Origin of the sequence: Streptomyces sp. NPDC059567, from assembly GCF_042735655.1 — a bacterium.
Classification (GTDB): domain Bacteria; phylum Actinomycetota; class Actinomycetes; order Streptomycetales; family Streptomycetaceae; genus Streptomyces.
The window spans coordinates 1-18,379 of record NZ_JBHWBS010000103.1; the positions used below are offsets into that span (position 1 = coordinate 1).

The 18,379-nt window shown below is 71.8% G+C and carries 17 protein-coding genes; 6 read left to right on the plus strand and 11 right to left on the minus strand.

Annotated features, from left to right (window positions below; all coding sequences use genetic code 11):
- Positions 1 to 47: 47 nt before the first annotated feature.
- Both ACFVZW_RS31340 and ACFVZW_RS31345 read right to left on the minus strand, forming a co-directional pair.
- Positions 48 to 1,592 (minus strand): MFS transporter, encoded by a 1,545-nt coding sequence (locus ACFVZW_RS31340; protein ID WP_384528424.1) that lies wholly within the window; start codon positions 1,590 to 1,592, stop codon positions 48 to 50.
- The gene (locus ACFVZW_RS31345) at positions 1,589 to 2,140 is read right to left on the minus strand and encodes a TetR/AcrR family transcriptional regulator (RefSeq protein ID WP_384528426.1); all 552 of its coding nucleotides are present in this window, start codon (positions 2,138 to 2,140) and stop codon (positions 1,589 to 1,591) included. Before ACFVZW_RS31345 ends, ACFVZW_RS31340 begins: the two co-directional genes overlap by 4 nt.
- A gap of 85 nt (positions 2,141 to 2,225) precedes the next feature.
- Between ACFVZW_RS31345 and ACFVZW_RS31350 the strand changes: the two genes are divergently transcribed.
- Complete coding sequence (locus ACFVZW_RS31350) at positions 2,226 to 2,735, plus strand: HAD domain-containing protein (protein ID WP_384528429.1); 510 nt, start codon at positions 2,226 to 2,228, stop codon at positions 2,733 to 2,735.
- 12 nt (positions 2,736 to 2,747) lie between these two features.
- Here ACFVZW_RS31350 and argH read toward each other — a convergent pair whose 3' ends face one another.
- Positions 2,748 to 4,175: an argininosuccinate lyase gene (gene argH / locus ACFVZW_RS31355; RefSeq protein WP_384528432.1), complete on the minus strand. Its 1,428-nt coding sequence runs from the start codon at positions 4,173 to 4,175 to the stop codon at positions 2,748 to 2,750.
- Positions 4,176 to 4,417: 242 nt separating this feature from the next.
- Here argH and ACFVZW_RS31360 point away from each other — a divergent pair, with 242 nt between their 5' ends.
- On the plus strand, positions 4,418 to 5,014 hold the full coding sequence (locus ACFVZW_RS31360; protein WP_384528435.1) for a pyridoxamine 5'-phosphate oxidase family protein: 597 nt from the start codon (positions 4,418 to 4,420) through the stop codon (positions 5,012 to 5,014).
- Between the two features lie 58 nt (positions 5,015 to 5,072).
- On the opposite strand, the gene ACFVZW_RS31365 is transcribed toward ACFVZW_RS31360, so the two are convergent.
- From ACFVZW_RS31365 to argC, 5 genes are read right to left on the minus strand one after another with little or no spacing between them, the layout of a single operon-like run.
- A complete protein-coding gene (locus tag ACFVZW_RS31365) occupies positions 5,073 to 5,609 on the minus strand; it encodes an arginine repressor (protein ID WP_361847393.1) in 537 nt (178 codons plus the stop codon).
- A 7-nt stretch (positions 5,610 to 5,616) separates the two neighbouring features.
- Entirely contained in the window at positions 5,617 to 6,816 is a 1,200-nt protein-coding gene (locus ACFVZW_RS31370) for an acetylornithine transaminase (protein ID WP_384528438.1), read from the minus strand.
- On the minus strand, positions 6,813 to 7,733 hold the full coding sequence (gene argB, locus ACFVZW_RS31375) for an acetylglutamate kinase (RefSeq protein WP_384528441.1): 921 nt from the start codon (positions 7,731 to 7,733) through the stop codon (positions 6,813 to 6,815). Before argB ends, ACFVZW_RS31370 begins: the two co-directional genes overlap by 4 nt.
- Positions 7,730 to 8,881: a bifunctional glutamate N-acetyltransferase/amino-acid acetyltransferase ArgJ gene (argJ, locus tag ACFVZW_RS31380; RefSeq protein WP_384528444.1), complete on the minus strand. Its 1,152-nt coding sequence runs from the start codon at positions 8,879 to 8,881 to the stop codon at positions 7,730 to 7,732. Before argJ ends, argB begins: the two co-directional genes overlap by 4 nt.
- Entirely contained in the window at positions 8,878 to 9,906 is a 1,029-nt protein-coding gene (gene argC, locus ACFVZW_RS31385; RefSeq protein ID WP_384528447.1) for an N-acetyl-gamma-glutamyl-phosphate reductase, read from the minus strand. The genes argJ and argC overlap by 4 nt, the downstream gene beginning before the upstream one ends.
- 380 nt (positions 9,907 to 10,286) lie before the next feature.
- On the opposite strand from argC, the gene rox reads away from it, so the two are divergent.
- Both rox and ACFVZW_RS31395 read left to right on the plus strand, forming a co-directional pair.
- Positions 10,287 to 11,714: a rifampin monooxygenase gene (rox, locus tag ACFVZW_RS31390; RefSeq protein ID WP_384528450.1), complete on the plus strand. Its 1,428-nt coding sequence runs from the start codon at positions 10,287 to 10,289 to the stop codon at positions 11,712 to 11,714.
- Positions 11,715 to 11,722: 8 nt separating this feature from the next.
- Positions 11,723 to 11,971, plus strand: a complete 249-nt coding sequence (locus tag ACFVZW_RS31395; protein WP_384528453.1) for a hypothetical protein — start codon at positions 11,723 to 11,725, stop codon at positions 11,969 to 11,971.
- Here ACFVZW_RS31395 and ACFVZW_RS31400 read toward each other — a convergent pair.
- Entirely contained in the window at positions 11,958 to 13,466 is a 1,509-nt protein-coding gene (locus ACFVZW_RS31400; protein ID WP_384528456.1) for an IucA/IucC family protein, read from the minus strand. The two genes, ACFVZW_RS31395 and ACFVZW_RS31400, sit on opposite strands and share 14 nt — an antisense overlap.
- 47 nt (positions 13,467 to 13,513) lie before the next feature.
- Between ACFVZW_RS31400 and ACFVZW_RS31405 the strand changes: the two genes are divergently transcribed.
- A complete protein-coding gene (locus ACFVZW_RS31405; RefSeq protein ID WP_384528459.1) occupies positions 13,514 to 15,064 on the plus strand; it encodes an IucA/IucC family protein in 1,551 nt (516 codons plus the stop codon).
- 341 nt (positions 15,065 to 15,405) lie between these two features.
- Positions 15,406 to 16,221, plus strand: a complete 816-nt coding sequence (locus tag ACFVZW_RS31410; RefSeq protein ID WP_384528462.1) for a sigma factor-like helix-turn-helix DNA-binding protein — start codon at positions 15,406 to 15,408, stop codon at positions 16,219 to 16,221.
- 120 nt (positions 16,222 to 16,341) lie between these two features.
- Here ACFVZW_RS31410 and ACFVZW_RS31415 read toward each other — a convergent pair whose 3' ends face one another.
- Together ACFVZW_RS31415 and ACFVZW_RS31420 are read right to left on the minus strand one after the other, a co-directional pair.
- A complete protein-coding gene (locus tag ACFVZW_RS31415; protein WP_384528465.1) occupies positions 16,342 to 17,517 on the minus strand; it encodes a methyltransferase in 1,176 nt (391 codons plus the stop codon).
- A gap of 218 nt (positions 17,518 to 17,735) precedes the next feature.
- Positions 17,736 to 18,311, minus strand: coding sequence for a histidine phosphatase family protein (locus ACFVZW_RS31420; protein WP_384528468.1), 576 nt, complete (start codon positions 18,309 to 18,311; stop codon positions 17,736 to 17,738).
- Positions 18,312 to 18,379 lie beyond the last annotated feature (68 nt).

Consider the following 18,379-nt stretch of genomic DNA (forward strand, 5'->3'; position numbering starts at 1 on the left):
GCACGGCAGTCGCCGTGCGGGGCTCACCCGTTTGCCACGCCCGCGCGTCAGTGTTCGACGCCGTCCTCCAGCTTCTGGCCCTTCAGGAGGAACCAGGCGGCGACCGCCGTCGCGAGGAGGACCGCCGCGCCGACGCCCGCGGCGATGCGCAGGCCGTCGACGAAGGCCACCTGGGCCGCGGAGACCAGGGCGGTCGCCGCGTCCGGCGCGAGGCCGGCGGTGGCCTCGACCGCGCCGCCGAGCGACTCGTGCGCCGCCGCGGCCGCGTCCGCGGGGACTGCGGCCGGGGTCGCGAAGCCCTGGTAGACGCCGGTGACGATCGATCCGAGGAGCGCGATGCCGAGCGCGGCGCCCAGTTCGTATGCGGTCTCGGAGACCGCGGAGGCCGAACCCGCCTGCTCCTTGGGCACGCTGGAGAGGATCACGTCGGCGGTGACGGTGAACGAGAATCCGGCGCCGAGGCCGACGACGAGCAGGGCCGCTCCCAACAGCGGGTAGCCGGTCTCCTTGTGGACCAGGGTGATGACGGCGAGCGCCAGGCCGATCGCGCCGAGACCGCCGGCGACGATGGCGCGTACCGAGAACCGCCGGGCGTACCGGCCGGCGATCAGACCGGTGACCACCGCGCCGATGGCGGCGGGCAGTTCGGCCAGACCGGCCTCCAGCGGCTCGCGCCCCTGGACCAGCTGCAGGAACTGGGAGAGGAAGAAGACCAGTCCGGACAGTCCGAAGACGGTGAGCAGATCGGCCAGGACCGCGCCCGAGAAGCCCCGGTGCTTGAACAGTCGCATGTCGAGCAGCGGCGAGGCCAGCGTGTGCTGACGCCGGACGAAGGCGTACAGGGTGGCCGCGCCGATGACGGCGGCCGCCACGACCTCCCACGTCAGGCCGTGCGAGGCGACTTCCTTGATGGCGTAGACGACTCCGATGACACCGACGAGCGAGAGCCCGACGCTGATCAGGTCCCAGGGGCCGGCGACCGGGTTCTTGGACTCGGGCAGCAGCTTGATGCCGACGAGGACCAGGGCCGCCATGACGGGCAGGTTGATGAGGAAGACCGAGCCCCACCAGAAGTGCTGGAGCAGCGCTCCGCCGACGACCGGGCCGACCGCCGCGCCGGCCGATGCGGTGGCGCCCCAGATGCCGATGGCGAGGCTGCGCTCCTTGCGGTCGTGGAAGATGTTCCGGATCAGCGCCAGCGTCGACGGCATCAGCGTCGCACCGGCGACACCGAGGAGCGCGCGGGCGACGATCATCATCTCGGGGCTGGTGGCGTACGCGTTGAGCACGGAGACGGCGCCGAAGGCCGTCGCACCGATCAGGAGCAGCTTCTTGCGGCCGATCCGGTCACCGAGCGAGCCCATGGAGACGAGCAGGCCGGCGATGACGAACGAGTAGATGTCGCCGATCCAGAGGAGCTGCGTGCCGGACGGCTTGAGGTCCTCGCTGAGCGAGGGGGTGGCGAGCCCGAGTACAGTGGCGTCGACCGCGACCAGCAGAACCGCCAGGACGAGCACCGCGAGCGCGAGCCATCGCCCGGGGCTCTTCGCCTCCGTCCCCTTCGTGAGGTTCAGCTGCTGGGTGGTGCTCATTTCTCCACGCTCCGTCGTGCGCCACCGAGCAACAGCTCGGTGATCATGTACTGAAAGTCGTTGGGGGCGACCCGGCCGTCCATCACGGACCAGGCACAGGCCGAGACGAGGCCGTAGAGGGCCTCGGTGAGCCAGGCGGGGCTCAGGTCGATCCGGAAGGTGCCTTCCTCCTGGCCGCGTCTGAAGAGGGCGCTGACCCTCGCGTCGAGCCGGGCCCAGCCCTCGTCGACGTCGTCGCCCTCGAAGAGCTGGTTCTCGGTGACGAGGAAGGCCAGCAGCGGCGCGTTGGGCTCCGTTTCGACGACGAGCCGCCGTAGCGCCTCGTCCGCCGGACCGTCGTCGAGGCGGGCGGCATCGCATGCGGCCTCGAACTCCGTCAGGCCCATCGCCTCCAGCGCCCTGACCAGCGCGTCCCGTCCGGCGAAGTGCCGGTGCAGGGTGGCGCGGCCGATCCCCGCGGCCCGGGCGACCTCGTCCATGGTGGCGGTCGATTTCCGGGAGAGCAGAGCGGCTGCGGTGCGGAGCACCTGGGTGCGGTCGACTGACATGAGACGACCATACACCGAATGAGACGCCGATGTCTCATTCGATAAATCAACGCCTCACGATGGCGTGGGAAGGAATGCTGTGGACATGACGAAGCCGCTGCTGCTGATCGACGTCGACGGACCGCTGAATCCCTATGCGGCGCGGGCTCAGCGCCGCCCGGAGGGGTACGGCACGCATCGGATGAGCCCCACCGGCTGGACGGGGGCGAAGCCGCTGCGGGTATGGCTGAATCCCGCCCACGGGGCCGAGCTGCTCGCGCTCGCCGAGGCGTACGAGCTGGTGTGGGCGACGACCTGGAAGGACGAGGCGAACGACTGGATCGCGCCGCACCTCGGGCTGCCCGAGCTGCCGTTCATCGACTGGCCCCAGATGCACGGAAGGGCCCCTCGCGGGACCTTCTGGAAGACGCAGTACATCCTGGAGTACGCGGCGGGGCGGCCGTTCGCCTGGGTGGACGACGACATCACGTCGTACGACCACGAGTACGTGGACCGGAACCACCTCGCCGCCGCCCTGTTGCTGCACGTCGATCCCCGCATCGGACTGATCCGGCCGGACTTCGACGCGCTCGCGGACTGGGCGGCGGCGCTGTGACGTGGGTGCGTGCTACTGCTTGGCGGTGGCCCAGGCGTGCTGGACGACCAGGTCCGCCTTGACCTCGAGGAGCTGCGTGGCGACGGCCGAGGGAGCCGTACCGCCCCGGCCGTTGCGGGAGGCCAGCGCGCCCGGCACGTTGAGGACCGTGCGGACCTCGGGGGTCAGGTGCTCGGAGATCTTGGCGAACTGGTCGTCGGTGAGCCCGTCGAGCTCGACACCGTCGGCCTCGGCGACCTTCACGCACTCGCCCGCGACCTCGTGCGCCACCCGGAACGGCACGCCCTGCTTGACCAGCCACTCGGCGATGTCGGTGGCGAGCGAGAAGCCGGCCGGGGCCAGCTCCTCCATGCGCTCCCGGTTGACGGTGAGCGTGGCCATCATGCCGGTGAAGGCGGGCAGCAGGACCTCCAGCTGGTCGCAGGAGTCGAAGACGGGCTCCTTGTCCTCCTGGAGGTCGCGGTTGTAGGCGAGCGGCAGGGCCTTGAGGGTGGCCATCAGCCCGCTGAGGTTGCCGATGAGGCGACCCGACTTGCCGCGCGCCAGCTCGGCGATGTCCGGGTTCTTCTTCTGCGGCATGATCGACGAGCCGGTGGAGAAGGCGTCGTGCAGGGTCACGAAGGAGAACTCCTTCGTGTTCCAGATGATGATCTCCTCCGCGATGCGGGAGAGGTTGACCCCGATCATCGCGGTGATGAAGGCGAACTCGGCGACGAAGTCCCGCGAGGCCGTGCCGTCGATGGAGTTGCCGGCGGAGCCCCGCTCGAAGCCGAGGTCCTTGGCGACCGCCTCCGGGTCGAGCCCGAGGGAGGAACCGGCCAGGGCTCCGGAGCCGTACGGCGAGACGGCGGTCCGGGTGTCCCACTGACGCAGCCGCTCCGCGTCCCGGGAGAGGGACTGGACGTGGGCGAGGACGTGGTGGGCGAAGAGCACCGGCTGGGCGTGCTGGAGGTGCGTCCGGCCCGGCATGGCGACGTCCGGGTGCGCCTCGGCGAGGCCGACGAGGGCGTCCTGGAGGTCGGCGATCAGACCGCCGATGATCCGGGCGTGGTCGCGCAGGTACATCCGGAAGAGGGTGGCGACCTGGTCGTTGCGGGACCGGCCGGCGCGCAGCTTGCCGCCGAGGTCGGGACCGAGGCGCTCCAGGAGGCCCCGCTCCAGGGCGGTGTGGACGTCCTCGTCGGCGATGGTGCCGACGAACTCGCCCGAGGCGACGTCCGTTTCGAGCTGGTCGAGGCCCGCGAGCATGCGCGTCAGCTCGTCCTCGGTGAGCAGCCCGGCCTTGTGGAGCACGCGCGCGTGGGCACGGGAACCGGCGATGTCGTACGGCGCCAGACGCCAGTCGAAGTGGACCGACGCGGACAGCTTCGCGAGGGCCTCGGCGGGGCCGTCGGCGAAGCGGCCGCCCCAGAGCCGGACGTCACCGTTGTTGCTGCTCACTGCTGTGCTCCTCAGGACAAGGGTGGAGATGTACGACCGCCTTCCCCACGGCAAGTGGACGACCGGGGAGGCGGCTGTGGAACGACTAGGGGTTGCGCGAGGTCACGCCGGCGGCCGTCTTCGCGGAGAGCTCGACGATGCGATAGGCATAACTATGCAGTCCTCCGTATGTTCTGTCAATGCGGGACTCCCGGGAGCGGGACTGGCCGCCGTACGTCCCCTGGCGCGGGAGAATCCGTGGCATGGGAAAAACGCATGAGCGAATAGACGGACGACTCCGCGCCTTCATCGAGGCCCAGCCCATCTTCTTCACGGCGACCGCCCCGCTCGACGGCGACGGCACCGTCAATCTCTCCCCCAAGGGGCTGACCGGCTCCTTCGCCGTGATCGACGAACTGACCGTCGCCTACCTCGACTTCGCCGGCAGCACCGCCGAGACCGTCGCGCATCTGCGGGAGAACGGTCGCATCACCCTCATGTGGTGCGCGTTCCAGGGGCCGCCGAACATCGTGCGCGTCCATGGGCGCGGCGAGCCCGTGTTCCGGGACGACCCGCGGTGGGAGGGGCTGCTGGCGTACTTCCCGGGCATCGACGTCACCCGGCACGGGCTGCGTGCGATCGTCGTGGTCACCGCCGAGCTGGTCCGGGACAGCTGTGGATACGGGGTGCCGTTCATGGCGTACGACGAGGACCGCGATCTGCACGGGAAGCGGTTCGCGCGCGAGGACGACACCTCGCTCAGCGAGTACTTCGCGAAGAAGGAGCACATCGCGTCCAGCATCGACGGGCTCCCGGGGCTTCCCCTGCCCCTGCCACCGCTCACCCGTCCGGGTCGATGAAGACCGGCGGGGCGCGGACCGACGACGCTCGCTCGGTCCGCGCCCCGGCGGTGTGACCTCAGCGGTCGTTCTGCGCGAGCCGCAGCAGGTGGTCGGCGAGTGCCTGGCCGCCCGCCGGGTCGCGGGAGATCAGCAGCAGCGTGTCGTCACCCGCGATCGTGCCGAGGATCGCGTGGAGTTCGGCCTGATCGATGGCCGACGCGAGGAACTGGGCCGCCCCCGGCGGGGTCCGCAGGACCACCAGGTTCGCGGAGGCCTCGGCGGAGATCAGCAGTTCGCCGGAGAGCCGCCGCATCCGCTCCTCCTTGGCGGACTCGCCGAGCGGCGCCTGCGGGGTGCGGAATCCGCCCTCGCTGGGCACCGCGTAGATCAGCTCGCCGCCCGTGTTGCGGATCTTCACCGCGCCGAGCTCGTCGAGGTCGCGGGAGAGCGTCGCCTGGGTGACGCTCAGCCCGTCGTCCGCGAGGAGCTTGGCCAGCTGGCTCTGCGAGCGCACCGGCTGCCGGTTGAGGATGTCGACGATCCTGCGGTGGCGTGCGGTGCGGGTCTGCGGAACGGACGGCCCGCCGTGCTCGGATTCCTGCGCGTCGGTCATCGTCGTCTCATTCTCCGGTTCGTCCTTCCCCGTTCACCGCTTCGTCGAGGACACCGGGCAGCGCTGCCAGGAACGCGTCCACCTCCGCGTCTCCGATGATCAGTGCCGGCATCAGCCGTACGACATCGGGGGCGGGCGCGTTCACCAGGAGACCGGCATCCTGAGCCGCCTGCTGCACCTGGGGTGCGAGGGACTCGGTGAGCACGATACCCAGCAGGAGGCCCGCACCACGGACATGGGAGACCAGCGGGTGGTTCAGACCCTCGATTCCGCCGCGCAGCTTCTCGCCGAGCCGCTTGACCTCGTCGAGCGTCCCGTCGGCCGCGAGGGTGTCGAGCACGGCGAGGCCGGCGGCGCAGGCGACCGGGTTCCCGCCGAAGGTCGTGCCGTGGTGGCCGGGCTTGAAGAGCTCGGCCGCCTCGCCGAAGGCAACGGTCGCGCCGAGCGGCAGCCCGCCGCCGAGGCCCTTGGCGAGGGTGACGATGTCGGGGTCGACCCCGTCGTTGCCCTGGTACTCGAACCAGTGGCCGGTCCGGCCGATGCCCGTCTGGACCTCGTCGAGGACGAGGAGGGTGCCGGTGGCGCGGGTGATCTCGCGGGCGGCCCGGAGATAGCCGACGGGCGGGACGACGACGCCGTTCTCGCCCTGCGTCGGCTCGATGATCACCAGCGCCGTGTCCTCGGTGACCGCGGCGCGCAGGGCGTCGGCGTCTCCGTACGGGATGTGCGTGACGTCGCCGGGCAGCGGCAGGAACGGGGTCTGCTTGCCGGGCTGGCCGGTGAGCGCGAGCGCGCCCATGGTGCGGCCGTGGAAGCCGCCCTGGGTGGCGACCATGTGGGTCCGGCCGGTCAGCCGGCCGATCTTGAAGGCGCCTTCGTTGGCCTCGGCCCCGGAGTTGCAGAAGAAGACCCGACCGGGCCGGCCGAAGAGCTGGAGCAGTCGCTCGGCGAGGGCGACGGGGGGCTCGGCGACGAAGAGGTTGGAGACATGGCCGAGGGAGGCGATCTGCCGCGAGACGGCCTCGACGATCGCCGGGTGGGCGTGGCCGAGGGCGTTGACGGCGATGCCGCCCACGAAGTCGAGGTACTCGGTGCCGTCGGCGTCCCAGACCTTGGCCCCCTCGCCGCGGACGAGCGGCAGCCGGGGCGTGCCGTAGTTGTCCATCAGCGAGCCCTGCCACCGCTGGGTCAGTTCCGCGTTGCTCATTCCCCGTCCCCCGTCGTCTCGTCGGGCACGACCATCGTGCCGATGCCCGAGTCGGTGAAGATCTCCAGCAGGATCGAGTGCTGGACGCGGCCGTCGATCACGCGGGCCGTGGTGACCCCGTTGCGTACGGCGTGCAGGCAGCCCTCCATCTTGGGCACCATGCCGCTGGAGAGGTCGGGCAGCAGCTTCTCCAGCTGGCTCGCGGTGAGCCTGCTGATGACCTCGTCGCTGTGGGGCCAGTCCTCGTAGAGGCCCTCGACGTCGGTCAGGACCATCAGGGTTTCGGCGCCCAGCGCCGCAGCGAGAGCCGCAGCCGCCGTATCAGCATTGACGTTGTAGACATGTCCGTCGTCCTCGGAGCGGGCGATGGAGGAGATGACCGGGATCCGGCCGTCCTCAAGGAGCGCCTCGATGGCGCCGGTGTCGATGGCGGTGATCTCGCCGACCCGGCCGATGTCGACCTGTTCGCCCGCGATCACCGGCTGGTGCTTGGTGGCCGTGATGGTGTGCGCGTCCTCGCCGGTCATGCCGATGGCGAAGGGACCGTGCTGGTTGAGCAGGCCGACGAGCTCGCGCTGGACCTGGCCGGCGAGGACCATCCGTACGACGTCCATGGCGTCCTCGGTGGTGACGCGCAGGCCGGCCTTGAACTCGCTGACGATGCCGTGCCGGTCGAGCGCGGCGCTGATCTGGGGTCCGCCGCCGTGCACGACGACCGGCTTGAGGCCGGCGTGGCGCAGGAAGACGACGTCCTGGGCGAAGGCGGCCTTGAGCTCGTCGTCGATCATGGCGTTGCCGCCGAACTTGATGACGACCGTCTTGCCGTTGTGGCGGGTCAGCCAGGGGAGCGCTTCGATGAGGATCTGGGCCTTCGGGAGCGCGGTGTGCTTACGGGTGGGGTTCGTGGAGTCGCTCATGACGAGTACGCGCTGTTCTCGTGGACGTAGTCGGCGGTGAGGTCGTTGGCCCAGATGACGGCGGACTCGGCGCCGGCGGCGAGGTCGGCGGTGATGGTGACCTCCCGGAAGCGCATGTCGACGAGGTCGCGGTCCTCGCCGACCGAGCCGTTCTTGCAGACCCACACGCCGTTGATGGCGACGTTGAGCTGGTCGGGGTCGAAGGCCGCCTGCGTGGTGCCGATGGCGGAGAGCACCCGGCCCCAGTTGGGGTCCTCGCCGTGGATGGCGCACTTGAGGAGGTTGTTACGAGCGATGGAGCGGCCCACCTCGACGGCGTCGTCCTCGGTCGCGGCGTTGATCACCTCGATGCGGATGTCCTTGCTGGCGCCCTCGGCGTCGCCGATGAGCTGACGCGCGAGGTCCTGGCAGACGGTCGTCACGGCCTCGGCGAACTCCTCGTGCTCCGGAGTGATGCCGGAGGCGCCGGAGGCGAGGAGGAGGACGGTGTCGTTGGTGGACATGCAGCCGTCGGAGTCGACCCGGTCGAAGGTGACCTTGGTGGACTGCCGCAGGGCCGTGTCGAGGTCCTTGGCGGCGACGTCGGCGTCGGTGGTGAGCACGACGAGCATGGTGGCGAGGCCGGGGGCGAGCATTCCCGCGCCCTTGGCCATGCCGCCGACGGTCCAGCCGTCCTTGGCGACCACGGAGGTCTTGTGGACGGTGTCGGTGGTCTTGATGGCGATGGCGGCCTTCTCGCCGCCGTGCTCGGAGAGCTCGCCGACGGCCTTCTCGACGCCGGGGAGGACCTTGTCCATCGGGAGCAGCAGGCCGATGAGGCCGGTGGAGGCGACGGCGACCTCGCCGGCGCCGACCTCCAGGAGCTCCGCCACCTTCTCGGCGGTGGCGTGGGTGTCCTGGAAGCCCTGCGGGCCCGTGCAGGCGTTGGCGCCGCCGGAGTTGAGGACGACGGCCGCCAGCTCGCCGGTGGTCAGCACCTGCTGGGACCACAGGACCGGTGCGGCCTTGACGCGGTTGGAGGTGAAGACGCCGGCGGCGGCGCGGCGGGGCCCGTTGTTGACCACGAGGGCCAGGTCCGGGTTGCCGTTCTCCTTGATTCCGGCGGCGATGCCCGCTGCCGTGAATCCCTTCGCTGCGGTGACGCTCATGGAGCGACTCCAATCGTGGAAAGTCCGGTGTCCTCAGGGAGCCCGAGGGCGATGTTCATGCTCTGCACCGCGCCGCCGGCGGTGCCCTTGGTGAGGTTGTCGATGGCGCTGATCGCGATGATGCGGTTCGCGGTCCCGTCGTACGTGACCTGGACCTGAACGGCGTTGGAACCCTGAACGGACGCCGTCGACGGCCACCGGCCCTCGGGGAGCAGGTGGACGAACGGCTCGTCCGCGAAGGCCTTCTCGTACGCGGCCCGTACCGTCTCGGCCGTCGTCCCGGGCTTCGCAGGCGCGGAGCAGGTGGCGAGGATGCCGCGCGGCATGGGGACGAGGGTCGGCGTGAAGGAGACGGTGACCCGCTCGCCGGCCAGGGGGCTGAGGTTCTGGCTCATCTCGGGGGTGTGCCGGTGGCCGCCGCCGACGCCGTACGGGGTCACGGAGCCCATGACCTCGCTGCCGAGCAGGTGCGGCTTGAGGGCCTTGCCCGCACCGGAGGTGCCGCTGGCGGCCACGATCACGGCGTCGGGTTCGGCGAGACCGTTCTCGTACGCGGGGAAGAGCGCGAGCGAGACGGCGGTGGGGAAGCAGCCGGGCACCGCGATGCGCTTGGACCCCTCCAGCGCGGCACGGGCACCCGGCAGTTCGGGAAGGCCGTAGGGCCAGGTCCCGGCGTGCGGGGACCCGTAGAACTTCTCCCAGTCGGCGGCGTCGTTCAGCCGGAAGTCGGCGCCCATGTCGACGACGAGGACGTCGGGGCCGAGCTGCTCGGCGACCGCGGCGGACTGGCCGTGCGGCAGCGCGAGGAAGACGACGTCGTGTCCGGCCAGCTCCTCGGCGGTGGTCGGCGCGAGGACGCGGTCGGCGAGCGGGAGGAGGTGGGGCTGGAGGGCCCCGAGCTTCTGGCCGGCGTTGGAGTGGCCGGTCAGGGTGCCGATCTCCACCTCGGGGTGGGTGAGGAGGAGACGCAGGAGTTCTCCACCCGCGTATCCACTCGCGCCTGCCACTGCTGCTCGTACCGTCATCGAAACCCTCCTCCTGGATGGCATGACTATACGCAGACCCGCAGTTTTATGCAAAGCATGGCCATTGATCCACGGAAGCGAAGAATCCGATTCGTGGCCGCATCCGCAGGCCCTTGGGAACCTCCCGGACCACCGGCATCGCCGCACGCTGTGCGGCACCGCTTCGGGAGGAGCCTGTCCGTCCACAGCGGACGACACATGACAGACAAATGACAAAGGCAAGGAGGTTCACCCACTCCTTGCCACTCTCAACATATAGCACGAGGGGGGCCTTGCGGCAAGGCCCCCCTCGTGGCGCAGAATCTCCGAGTCAACGCCAGGACCTGCGGGAACGCGGTGTTCGCGGCGTACGTGAGCTTTCTTCGAACGGGGCGTTTCTCATGATGGACGTGATCGTGGTCGGCAGCGGACCGACCGGCTTGATGCTGGCCGCCGAGCTGCGGCTGCACGGTGTGCGGGTGCTCGTGGTGGACAAGGAGGCGGAGCCGACGCGGCAGTCCCGCGCGCAGGGTCTGCACGTGCGCAGCATCGAGGTCATGGACCAGCGCGGTCTGCTGGAGCGCTTCCTCTCGCTCGGGCAGCAGATCACGGCCGGCGGCTTCTTCGCCGGGCTCAGCAAGGCATGGCCGACGGGACTGGACACGGCCCATTCGTACGTCCTCGCCATCCCGCAGCAGGTCACCGAGGGTCTGCTGGCCGAGCACGCCACCGAGGTCGGCGCCGAGATCCGGCGCGGCTGCGAGCTGGTCGGGCTGCGCCAGGACGACGAGGGGGTGACCGTCGAGCTGGCGGACGGGACGGAGCTGCGCTCGCGCTTCGTCGTCGGCTGCGACGGCGGCCGCAGCACGGTGCGCAAGCTGCTCGGTGTCGGCTTCCCCGGCGAGCCCTCCAGGGTGGAGACGCTGCTGGGCGAGATGGAGCTGACCACCTCGCCGGAGGAGATGGCCGCCGTGGTGGCCGAGGTCCGCAAGACCCATCAGCGGTTCGGCACCATGCCGCTGGGGGACGGGGTGTACCGGGTCGTCGTGCCCGCCGAGGGGGTGGCCGAGGACCGTACGACCGCGCCGACCCTGGACGAGTTCAAGGTGCAGCTGCGGTCGTTCGCCGGCACCGACTTCGGCGCGCACTCACCGCGCTGGCTCTCCCGCTTCGGCGACGCCACCCGGCAGGCCGAGCGCTACCGCGTCGACCGGGTGTTCCTGGCCGGCGACGCGGCGCACATCCATCCGCCGACCGGCGGTCAGGGGCTCAACCTGGGCATCCAGGACGCCTTCAACCTCGGCTGGAAACTGGCCGCCGAGATCGCCGGCTGGGCACCCGAGGGGCTGCTCGACAGCTACCACGCCGAACGGCACCCGGTGGCCGCCGACGTGCTGGACAACACCCGCGCGCAGATCCAGCTGATGTCGACCGAGCCCGGTCCCCAGTCGGTGCGCCGCCTGCTGGCGGAACTGGTGGAGATCGAGGAGGTGGACCGGTACCTGATCGAGAAGATCACCGCGATCAAGGTCCGCTACGACTTCGGCGAGGGCCACGACCTGCTCGGCCGACGGATGCGCGACCTGCGGCTGAAGCACGGCCGCCTCTACGAGCGGATGCACGCCGGCCGCGGTCTCCTGCTCGACCAGACCGGCAGGCTCTCGGTGGCGGGCTGGGAGGACCGCGTCGACCACGTCGTCGAGGTCAGCGAGGAACTCGACGTACCCGCCGTACTGCTGCGGCCCGACGGCCACGTGGCATGGGTGGGCGAGGACCAGAAGGAACTGCTCGGGCGGCTGCCCGAGTGGTTCGGCGCCGCGGCCGGCTGAGCACGCGGATGTGGCCCCTCGGCATCCCGCTCGGTGCGCCCTCGCGGCGAGCAGGCGGTGCGGATGACGTCCTCGGCGCGGGGGTCGCCGCTGTCGCCGAGGGCGAGGACGGAGCGGATCCCGGCGAGCGCCGGTCCGGCATGCCGGGCGTCGCGGATGGACGCCGGGAGGCCGAGGCGGAGGAGCTGGGCCGCCGGATCTTCGGGCCGCTGCTCGGCCACGAGGGTCGCGCGCCGATGGGCCCTACCCGTACGTGAGGGGATTGGGGAGCCGCGTCCAGAGGTCGTTGCCGCCCTTCGGATCCAGCCGCATCAGCGTGAGCGCCTTCGCCGGGAGCGGTTGCGTGCGCAGGGCGTGAAGGTCCGGGGTCGGTGCGAGGTCCCGGGTGGCGGCTTCCAGGATCGCGCCGAGGGTCGGCGCGTCGCCGGCCAGCGGGCCGAGCGCGCCGGTGACCAGGCTGCCGAGGACCTTGTCGCGGAGCGCGGCCGGGTCGTCGTTCAGGAGCCGGCCGCTCACGGGCGGGGCCGGGACACCGTGTCGGGCCAGGCGTGCGGGGCTGATACGGATGTCGGCGAGGTCGCGGTAGACGAGACGGCGGGCTCGGCCCCGGGCGTCGATGACGGCGAGCAGGTTCTGGCCGTGCGCCTCCAGGGCCACCCCGAGGTCGAGCAGGTCCAGGCAGACGCCGAGGGCCAGTCGCGCGAACTCGACGCTGCGGTCGAGTCGTTCACCCGGTTCGCAGGGCCCGAGGAGTGCCGGCAGGGCTGCCACCGGAACGACCTTCTCCCCGGCCGCCGCATCCGCGTGGACGTGGGGTGGCCGGCGCAGGATCGCCGCCAGGTCGGCGCTTCCCGCTCCCGCCGCCGCCCATGTGCGGGCGATGTGCAGACGGCCGTCGAGCCGTCGGACGAGGCGCTCGACGAAATCGGACGTGGCGACGGCGTGGGTGACGCCGTACGCCGAGATGTCCCGCACGGTCGAGGTGAGCCGCGTGCTCAACGCCGTCTTGACGTGCATGTCCCCGCCCGTGTCGAGCGTACGCAGCGACAGCAGGGGGTGCGCGGCCGGACCGGGCCCCATCGGGAGACCGGACAGGACGTGCCGGGCCTGCCAGGGATGGACGGGGATCAGGACGGAGCGGCCGTCGCGGAGTTCGCGTGGCCATGCCCCCGACACCTGGGCACCCTCGACGACGGCCAGCCGCAGGGAGACCACGGGCCGGTGCTCCGGCGCATACGCCAACTGCTCGGCTGCGGAGAAGCCCGGTCGGGAGCGGCAGCCGGGGTGGTAAGGGTGCCCGTCGGTCGTCCCCTGCTCCCACTCCCACGGGCGGCTCGCGGACGGAACCGGTGGCCGGGGCGCCGTACGGGAGAGCGCCAACGACGCGACGCTGTGGTCGAGCTCGGTGGCGAACGCTCCGCCCCGCGGCACGGCCAGGGCCGCCAGCAGTTCGGCCGGATGGTCGAACAGGGCACCGTCCAGGTCGAGCCCGGTGACCGTCGCGGCGGTCGCCCAGGGGTCCGAGAGCGGGCCGCGCAGAGACCGTCCGTCGGCCAGGCGCAGGGTGACACCCTCGCGGTCGGTCGTACGCGCCGTGATCCAGGGAAGCGGCTCGTGGACCAGCCCGCGCCAGAGTCGGGTCAGGACCGCCGCCCGCGCGTCCGGAAGTGCCGTGACGTACGCGGTGGTCGACGCGGGGCGGACGGTGTCCAGCTCGGCGACGAGCGTGCGCTCCGCGACGGTTCGACACATGGGGATGTTCTATCGCAGGACCCGGCAATCCACACATACTGATGTCGATGAAGAGACTCAGCCGGGCCGCTGACGCACTGGCCGTGACGCCACTGCTCAACTGCCTGCTCCGCGAGGCCGCGGAGCCGATCGGAGGGCCGGCCGGCGACCCGGACGACGGGTACACCGTCCACCGGCTTCGGGTCAGCGGGCGGCTCCTGCGGGTGCGCCCCGGCCAACGCCCCTCCGAGCCGGAGCTGTGGAACGGCCGTACGTGGCGGATCCTGCGCCACGCCGCGCTCGTCGACCTCGCCGTCCGGGAGATGCGTGCCTCCACCGGGCGATCCAACCCCGCCCTGGCCGCCGAGATGGCCGCCAGCCGCACCGCCGTGAAGGCCGCACTCGCCGCCCGCGCACGTGCCGTACCACCCGAGGACCTCTGGCTGCGGTCCGAGCAGTCGCTGGTGATGGGCCATCCCCATCACCCGGCACCCAAGGCACGCACCTGCGACGGCTCCTCCACCGCCTGGCTGCGCTACGCGCCCGAGGCGTACGCCCGGTTCCCGCTCGTGTTGCTGGGCGTTCGCGAGGACGCGGTGGTCGAGGACGGCGACACCGGGGCGCTCGACGCCCTCGGCGAGGCGCCCCCCGGCTACCGCCTGCTTCCCGGCCACCCCTGGCAGCTCGCACTCTGCGGCCGGACTCCGCGGATACGCGCCGCCTTCGCCGAGGGACGCCTCATCCGGCTGGGCATCACACCCGTGCCGGCACGACCGACGGCTTCGGTGCGCACACTGCACATCCCCGGGGACGGCTCACGGGACGGCGGGGGCCTCTTCCTGAAGTTCAGTCTCGACGTGCGGATCACCAATGACATCCGCCGGATCCGACGGCACGAGCTGCACCATGTACGCCGCACCGACCCGCTGGTCGCCGCGGCCTTCGCCACCATGGGCGGTCCGGCGGCCTGGCTCAGCGACCGCGGCCACCGCACGGTCGACGGCCTCGTGGAGACCTGTGCCGTCCTCGTCCGGGACGGCCTCGACCGGCATCTGGTGCCCGGTTCGACCGCCGTGCTGACCGCCGCGCTCGCCGAGGGCTTCCGCGGCAACCCCCTCGACCGGATCGCCGATCCCCTGCCCTGGTGGTCGGCGTATCTGCGATGCGTCGTGCCGCCCGTCCTGGAGGCGTTCGCCCGCTTCGGCGTGGCCGTGGAGTGCCACGCGCAGAACACTCTGATCGCCGTGGACGCCCAGGGGACACCCGTCCAGGCCGTCTTCCGCGACGCGGAGGGGGCCAGGACGATCCCGCTGACGCCCCGCGCGGCGGCCTGGCGAAGGCTCGTGTACTGCCTCGTCGTCAACAACCTCTCCGAGATCGCCGGCGCGCTCGCCCGGCGCTTCCCGGGATGCGCCACCGCGCTGTGGGCCTCGGCCCGCGACGAGTTCGAGCGAGGCGGCCGGCCGCGGGGGCTCCCCGACGTCGACGACCTCCTCGACGCGCCGACCGTCCCCGGCAAGGCCAATCTGCTCTCCCGCTGGATCGACGCGGACGGCACCGAACCCTGCTACCTGCCCGTGCCCAACCCGCTCACGGACCGGAACGGCTCCGGAGCCTGACGGCTCGTCAGCCGCGCGGACCGGGGCGCAGGATCCCCAGCCAGGGAATGTTCAGCGCCCAGGTGCCGTCCGGTCCCGGGGGCGCCTGCATGACATGGCGCGAAGCCTCTCGTGGCACCACGCCGGCCTCGCCGGACCCCGGCTCCGGCCGGACGAAGCATCCCGTCACCAGGCATCCGATCACCGACATCAGCAGCCCACGTCTCCACCGACGTCTCATCCGCAACCCCCGTCCCCCGGAACCGGCACCACGGTAGGGCGGCCATCGGCCCGTACGCCAGGCTGCCGTCACACCCTGCCTCTCGCGCACGTCATCGCACTGACGGAAGCGACGAGGAGTGATGACCACCATGGACGACCACGAGTTTCTCGCCCGACGGTTCGACGCCCACCAGGATCGGCTGCGGGCCGTCGCCCTCCGGATGCTCGGATCTCACGGCGAGGCGGAGGAGGCGCTGCGCGAGGCGCGGGGTCGGCTCGGCAAGGTCGAGAGGTGGCTGGAGATCGCTGTCGGGCGAGTGTGCGTGGGCAGGCTCCGGACGCGACGGGCGGAGGGGTACGGGCGGGGTGGGGCGACCCCTGGGCCGGAGGGGCCGGGGGGCGCGGAGGACGGTGTCGACTCCGTGTGGCTCGCGCTGCTCGTCGTACTGGACTCACTGGATGCGGACGAGCGGCTGGCGTACGCCCTGCACGACCTGTTCGGCCTGCCGCTGCGCGAGGTCGCACGGATCACCGGCCGTACGCCCGAGGAGGCGGGGAGACTCGCCGGACGGGCGCGGCTCCGGGTGCGGGGCGCCGGCGGGGCGGAGCCGAAGGCCGAGCCGGAGCCCCGGCGCACGGTGATCGAGGTGTTCCTCGCGGCCGCTCGCGCGCGGGACGCGCGTGCCCTCGCCGCCGTTCTGGACCCCGATGTCGTGGCGTACTCCGAGAACGGCTCGGTCCACGGCGCGCCCGCCGTCGCCGAGGGAGCCGCCGGGTTCGCCGCGGTGGCGAGACCGGCGTTGGTGAACGGGGCACCGGGGGTCGTGGCTTTCAGGGAGGGACGCCCGGTCCGCGCGGTGGCGTTCACGATCCGGGGCGAGCGGATCACGGTCCTCGACGTCACGACGGACGAGGAGCGGTTGCGGGGGCTCGACCTGGTCTTCCCGGAGTGGTGAGCGCATGCCGCCGTGGACCACCGGCCGTAACTCCGATGCGCGTCCCGTCCTGGCCGCCGTGGGGCGCGGACTCGAGCCGGCACACGAGGAGTACCGGGACACGGTCGCCGACCCCGACGGCTACCGGCTCGACCGCCCTCCCGTCTGCTTGACGGCCCGCAGCACCACGAACTTCGGGTCGCTCGCGACCAGTTCGCAGGAGCCGAAGATGCGGCGCAGTGTGACGTGGTAGCCGAGGTGGCGGTTGCCGACGACCCATAGCTCCCCGCCCGGCCGCAGCGCCCGCCGCGCGTCGGTGAACATCCGGCGCGCGGTGCGGTCGGTGGTGGCCTGGTGGCTGTGGAACGGCGGGTTGTTGAGCACGACGTCGACCGACCCGGGCGGGAGCTCCGTCAGCCCGTCCCCGACCAGGAACTCGGCCGTGCGGCCGGGCTCGGCGTGGGTACGGAAGTTCTCCTCGGCGGAGGCGACGGCCTGGTAGGACTCGTCGGCGAAGACCAGCTCGGCCTCGGGCTCGGTGAGCGCGACGGCCAGGCCGACGACTCCGTTTCCGCACCCCAGGTCGGCGACCCGGGCGCTGCCGAGGCCCTTCGGCAGGTGCTGGAGGAAGAAGCGGGTGCCGATGTCGAGGCGGTCGGCGCAGAAGATCCCGGCCTGGTTGGCGACGGTCCGGCCGGCGACGATCGCGGCGTCGGCGGGGAGTTCGTACCGGTACGGCCAGGGGTTGGCCGCCCGCCGAAGTCCCGGATCCGGGGTGCAGAAGATCAGCCGGGCCTTCTTCGCGGCGAGCGAGGTGCGGGTGGGGCCGAGGATCTTCTCGAACAGCTGGAGCGTGGAGGTGTGGATGTCCTTGACCATGCCGGTGCCGACGATCACGGTCCCCTCGTGCACGGCGGGCGCGAGCCGGTGGAGCTGGTCCTCCAGGAGCGCGAGGCTCTTGGGGACCCGCACGAGCAGGACGTCGACGCGCTCGGGCGGCGGGTCCTGGGTGGTGAGCAGCGAGACGGCGTCCGGCGCGGCCCCGGAGCGGGCCAGGTTCTCCTCGGTGGCCCGGCGGCCGAGGTAGGAGTCGGAGATCTGCGTGAGGGCGGCGGGGCGCCGTGCGGCGAGGGCGGTGGTCAGCGCGCCCCAGCGGTCGCCGACGACGGCGACCGCGCCGGACAGGTCGGTGTCCGTCTCGGTCAGGTGCCGCAGCAGGTACTCGTCGGACGCGTCCCAGGCTCGCAGGGAGTCGCGCGGGTCCTCGGGGAAGCGGGTGAGCGGAAAGTCGCCCCATGACGTGGTCAAACGGTTCATCGTGGTCCCAGGCTAGCCGGTCGGCCGCCTCGGCGATGCCGCCCCACAGTGCGCCGAGGAGGAGCTCGGGCGTCGAGGCGTCGGGGAAGCCCTCGTCGGTGGCGATCGCGGTCGTGACGGGGTCGATCTCGGCCATCCGGCGCACGGTCTCCGCCTCGGTCCCGGCCGCCTCGACGACACTGCGCAGGAACAGGACCGTGGCCGCCGTCGCGAGCGGTTCAGCCGACGGCCGCCTGGAGGTGGAGGTGCCACAGACCGGGGCGGCCGGTGAGCGTGACCGTGGACAGCGGGCGGACGTCGACGTTCCAGAAGGTGGCGGGCGGCGCCTTGAGCGCGTACACCAGCGCCGCCCGTACGACGGCGGGTTCGGCGACGGCCACGATGGAGCCGTCGTCGGCGGGCCGGGTGTCGAGCCATCCCCCTATCCGCGAGATGAAGGCGAGGAGGGTCTCGCCGCCGTGTGGGGCGGTCCGCGGGTCGGCGAGCCAGGCGTCGACGGCGGCCGGTTCCAGGGCGGCGACCTCGGCGAGGGTCAGTCCGCGCCAGCGGCCCATGTCGCAGTCGCGCAGCGCGGGCTGGGCCAGCGGGGCGTAACCGAGGGCCGTGCCGGTGGCGCGGCTGCGGGGCGTCGGGGAGCAGTAGCGCAGCTCGGCCGCGCCGAGCGGGACCAGCGCGTGTGCGGCGAGCTGCACCTCGTACCAGCCGGCCTCGTCGAGCGGCCGGTCGTCGTCGAACCGCTCGGCGAGCAGCGAGGAGCTGCGCGCAGCGGCGACGAGCGTGACCCGAAGACCCATGGCCGCGATCGTGAGGCCGGAAGCCCGGCAGGTCAAGAGGGCATATGCACGGGCTCCGACCGAGGCGG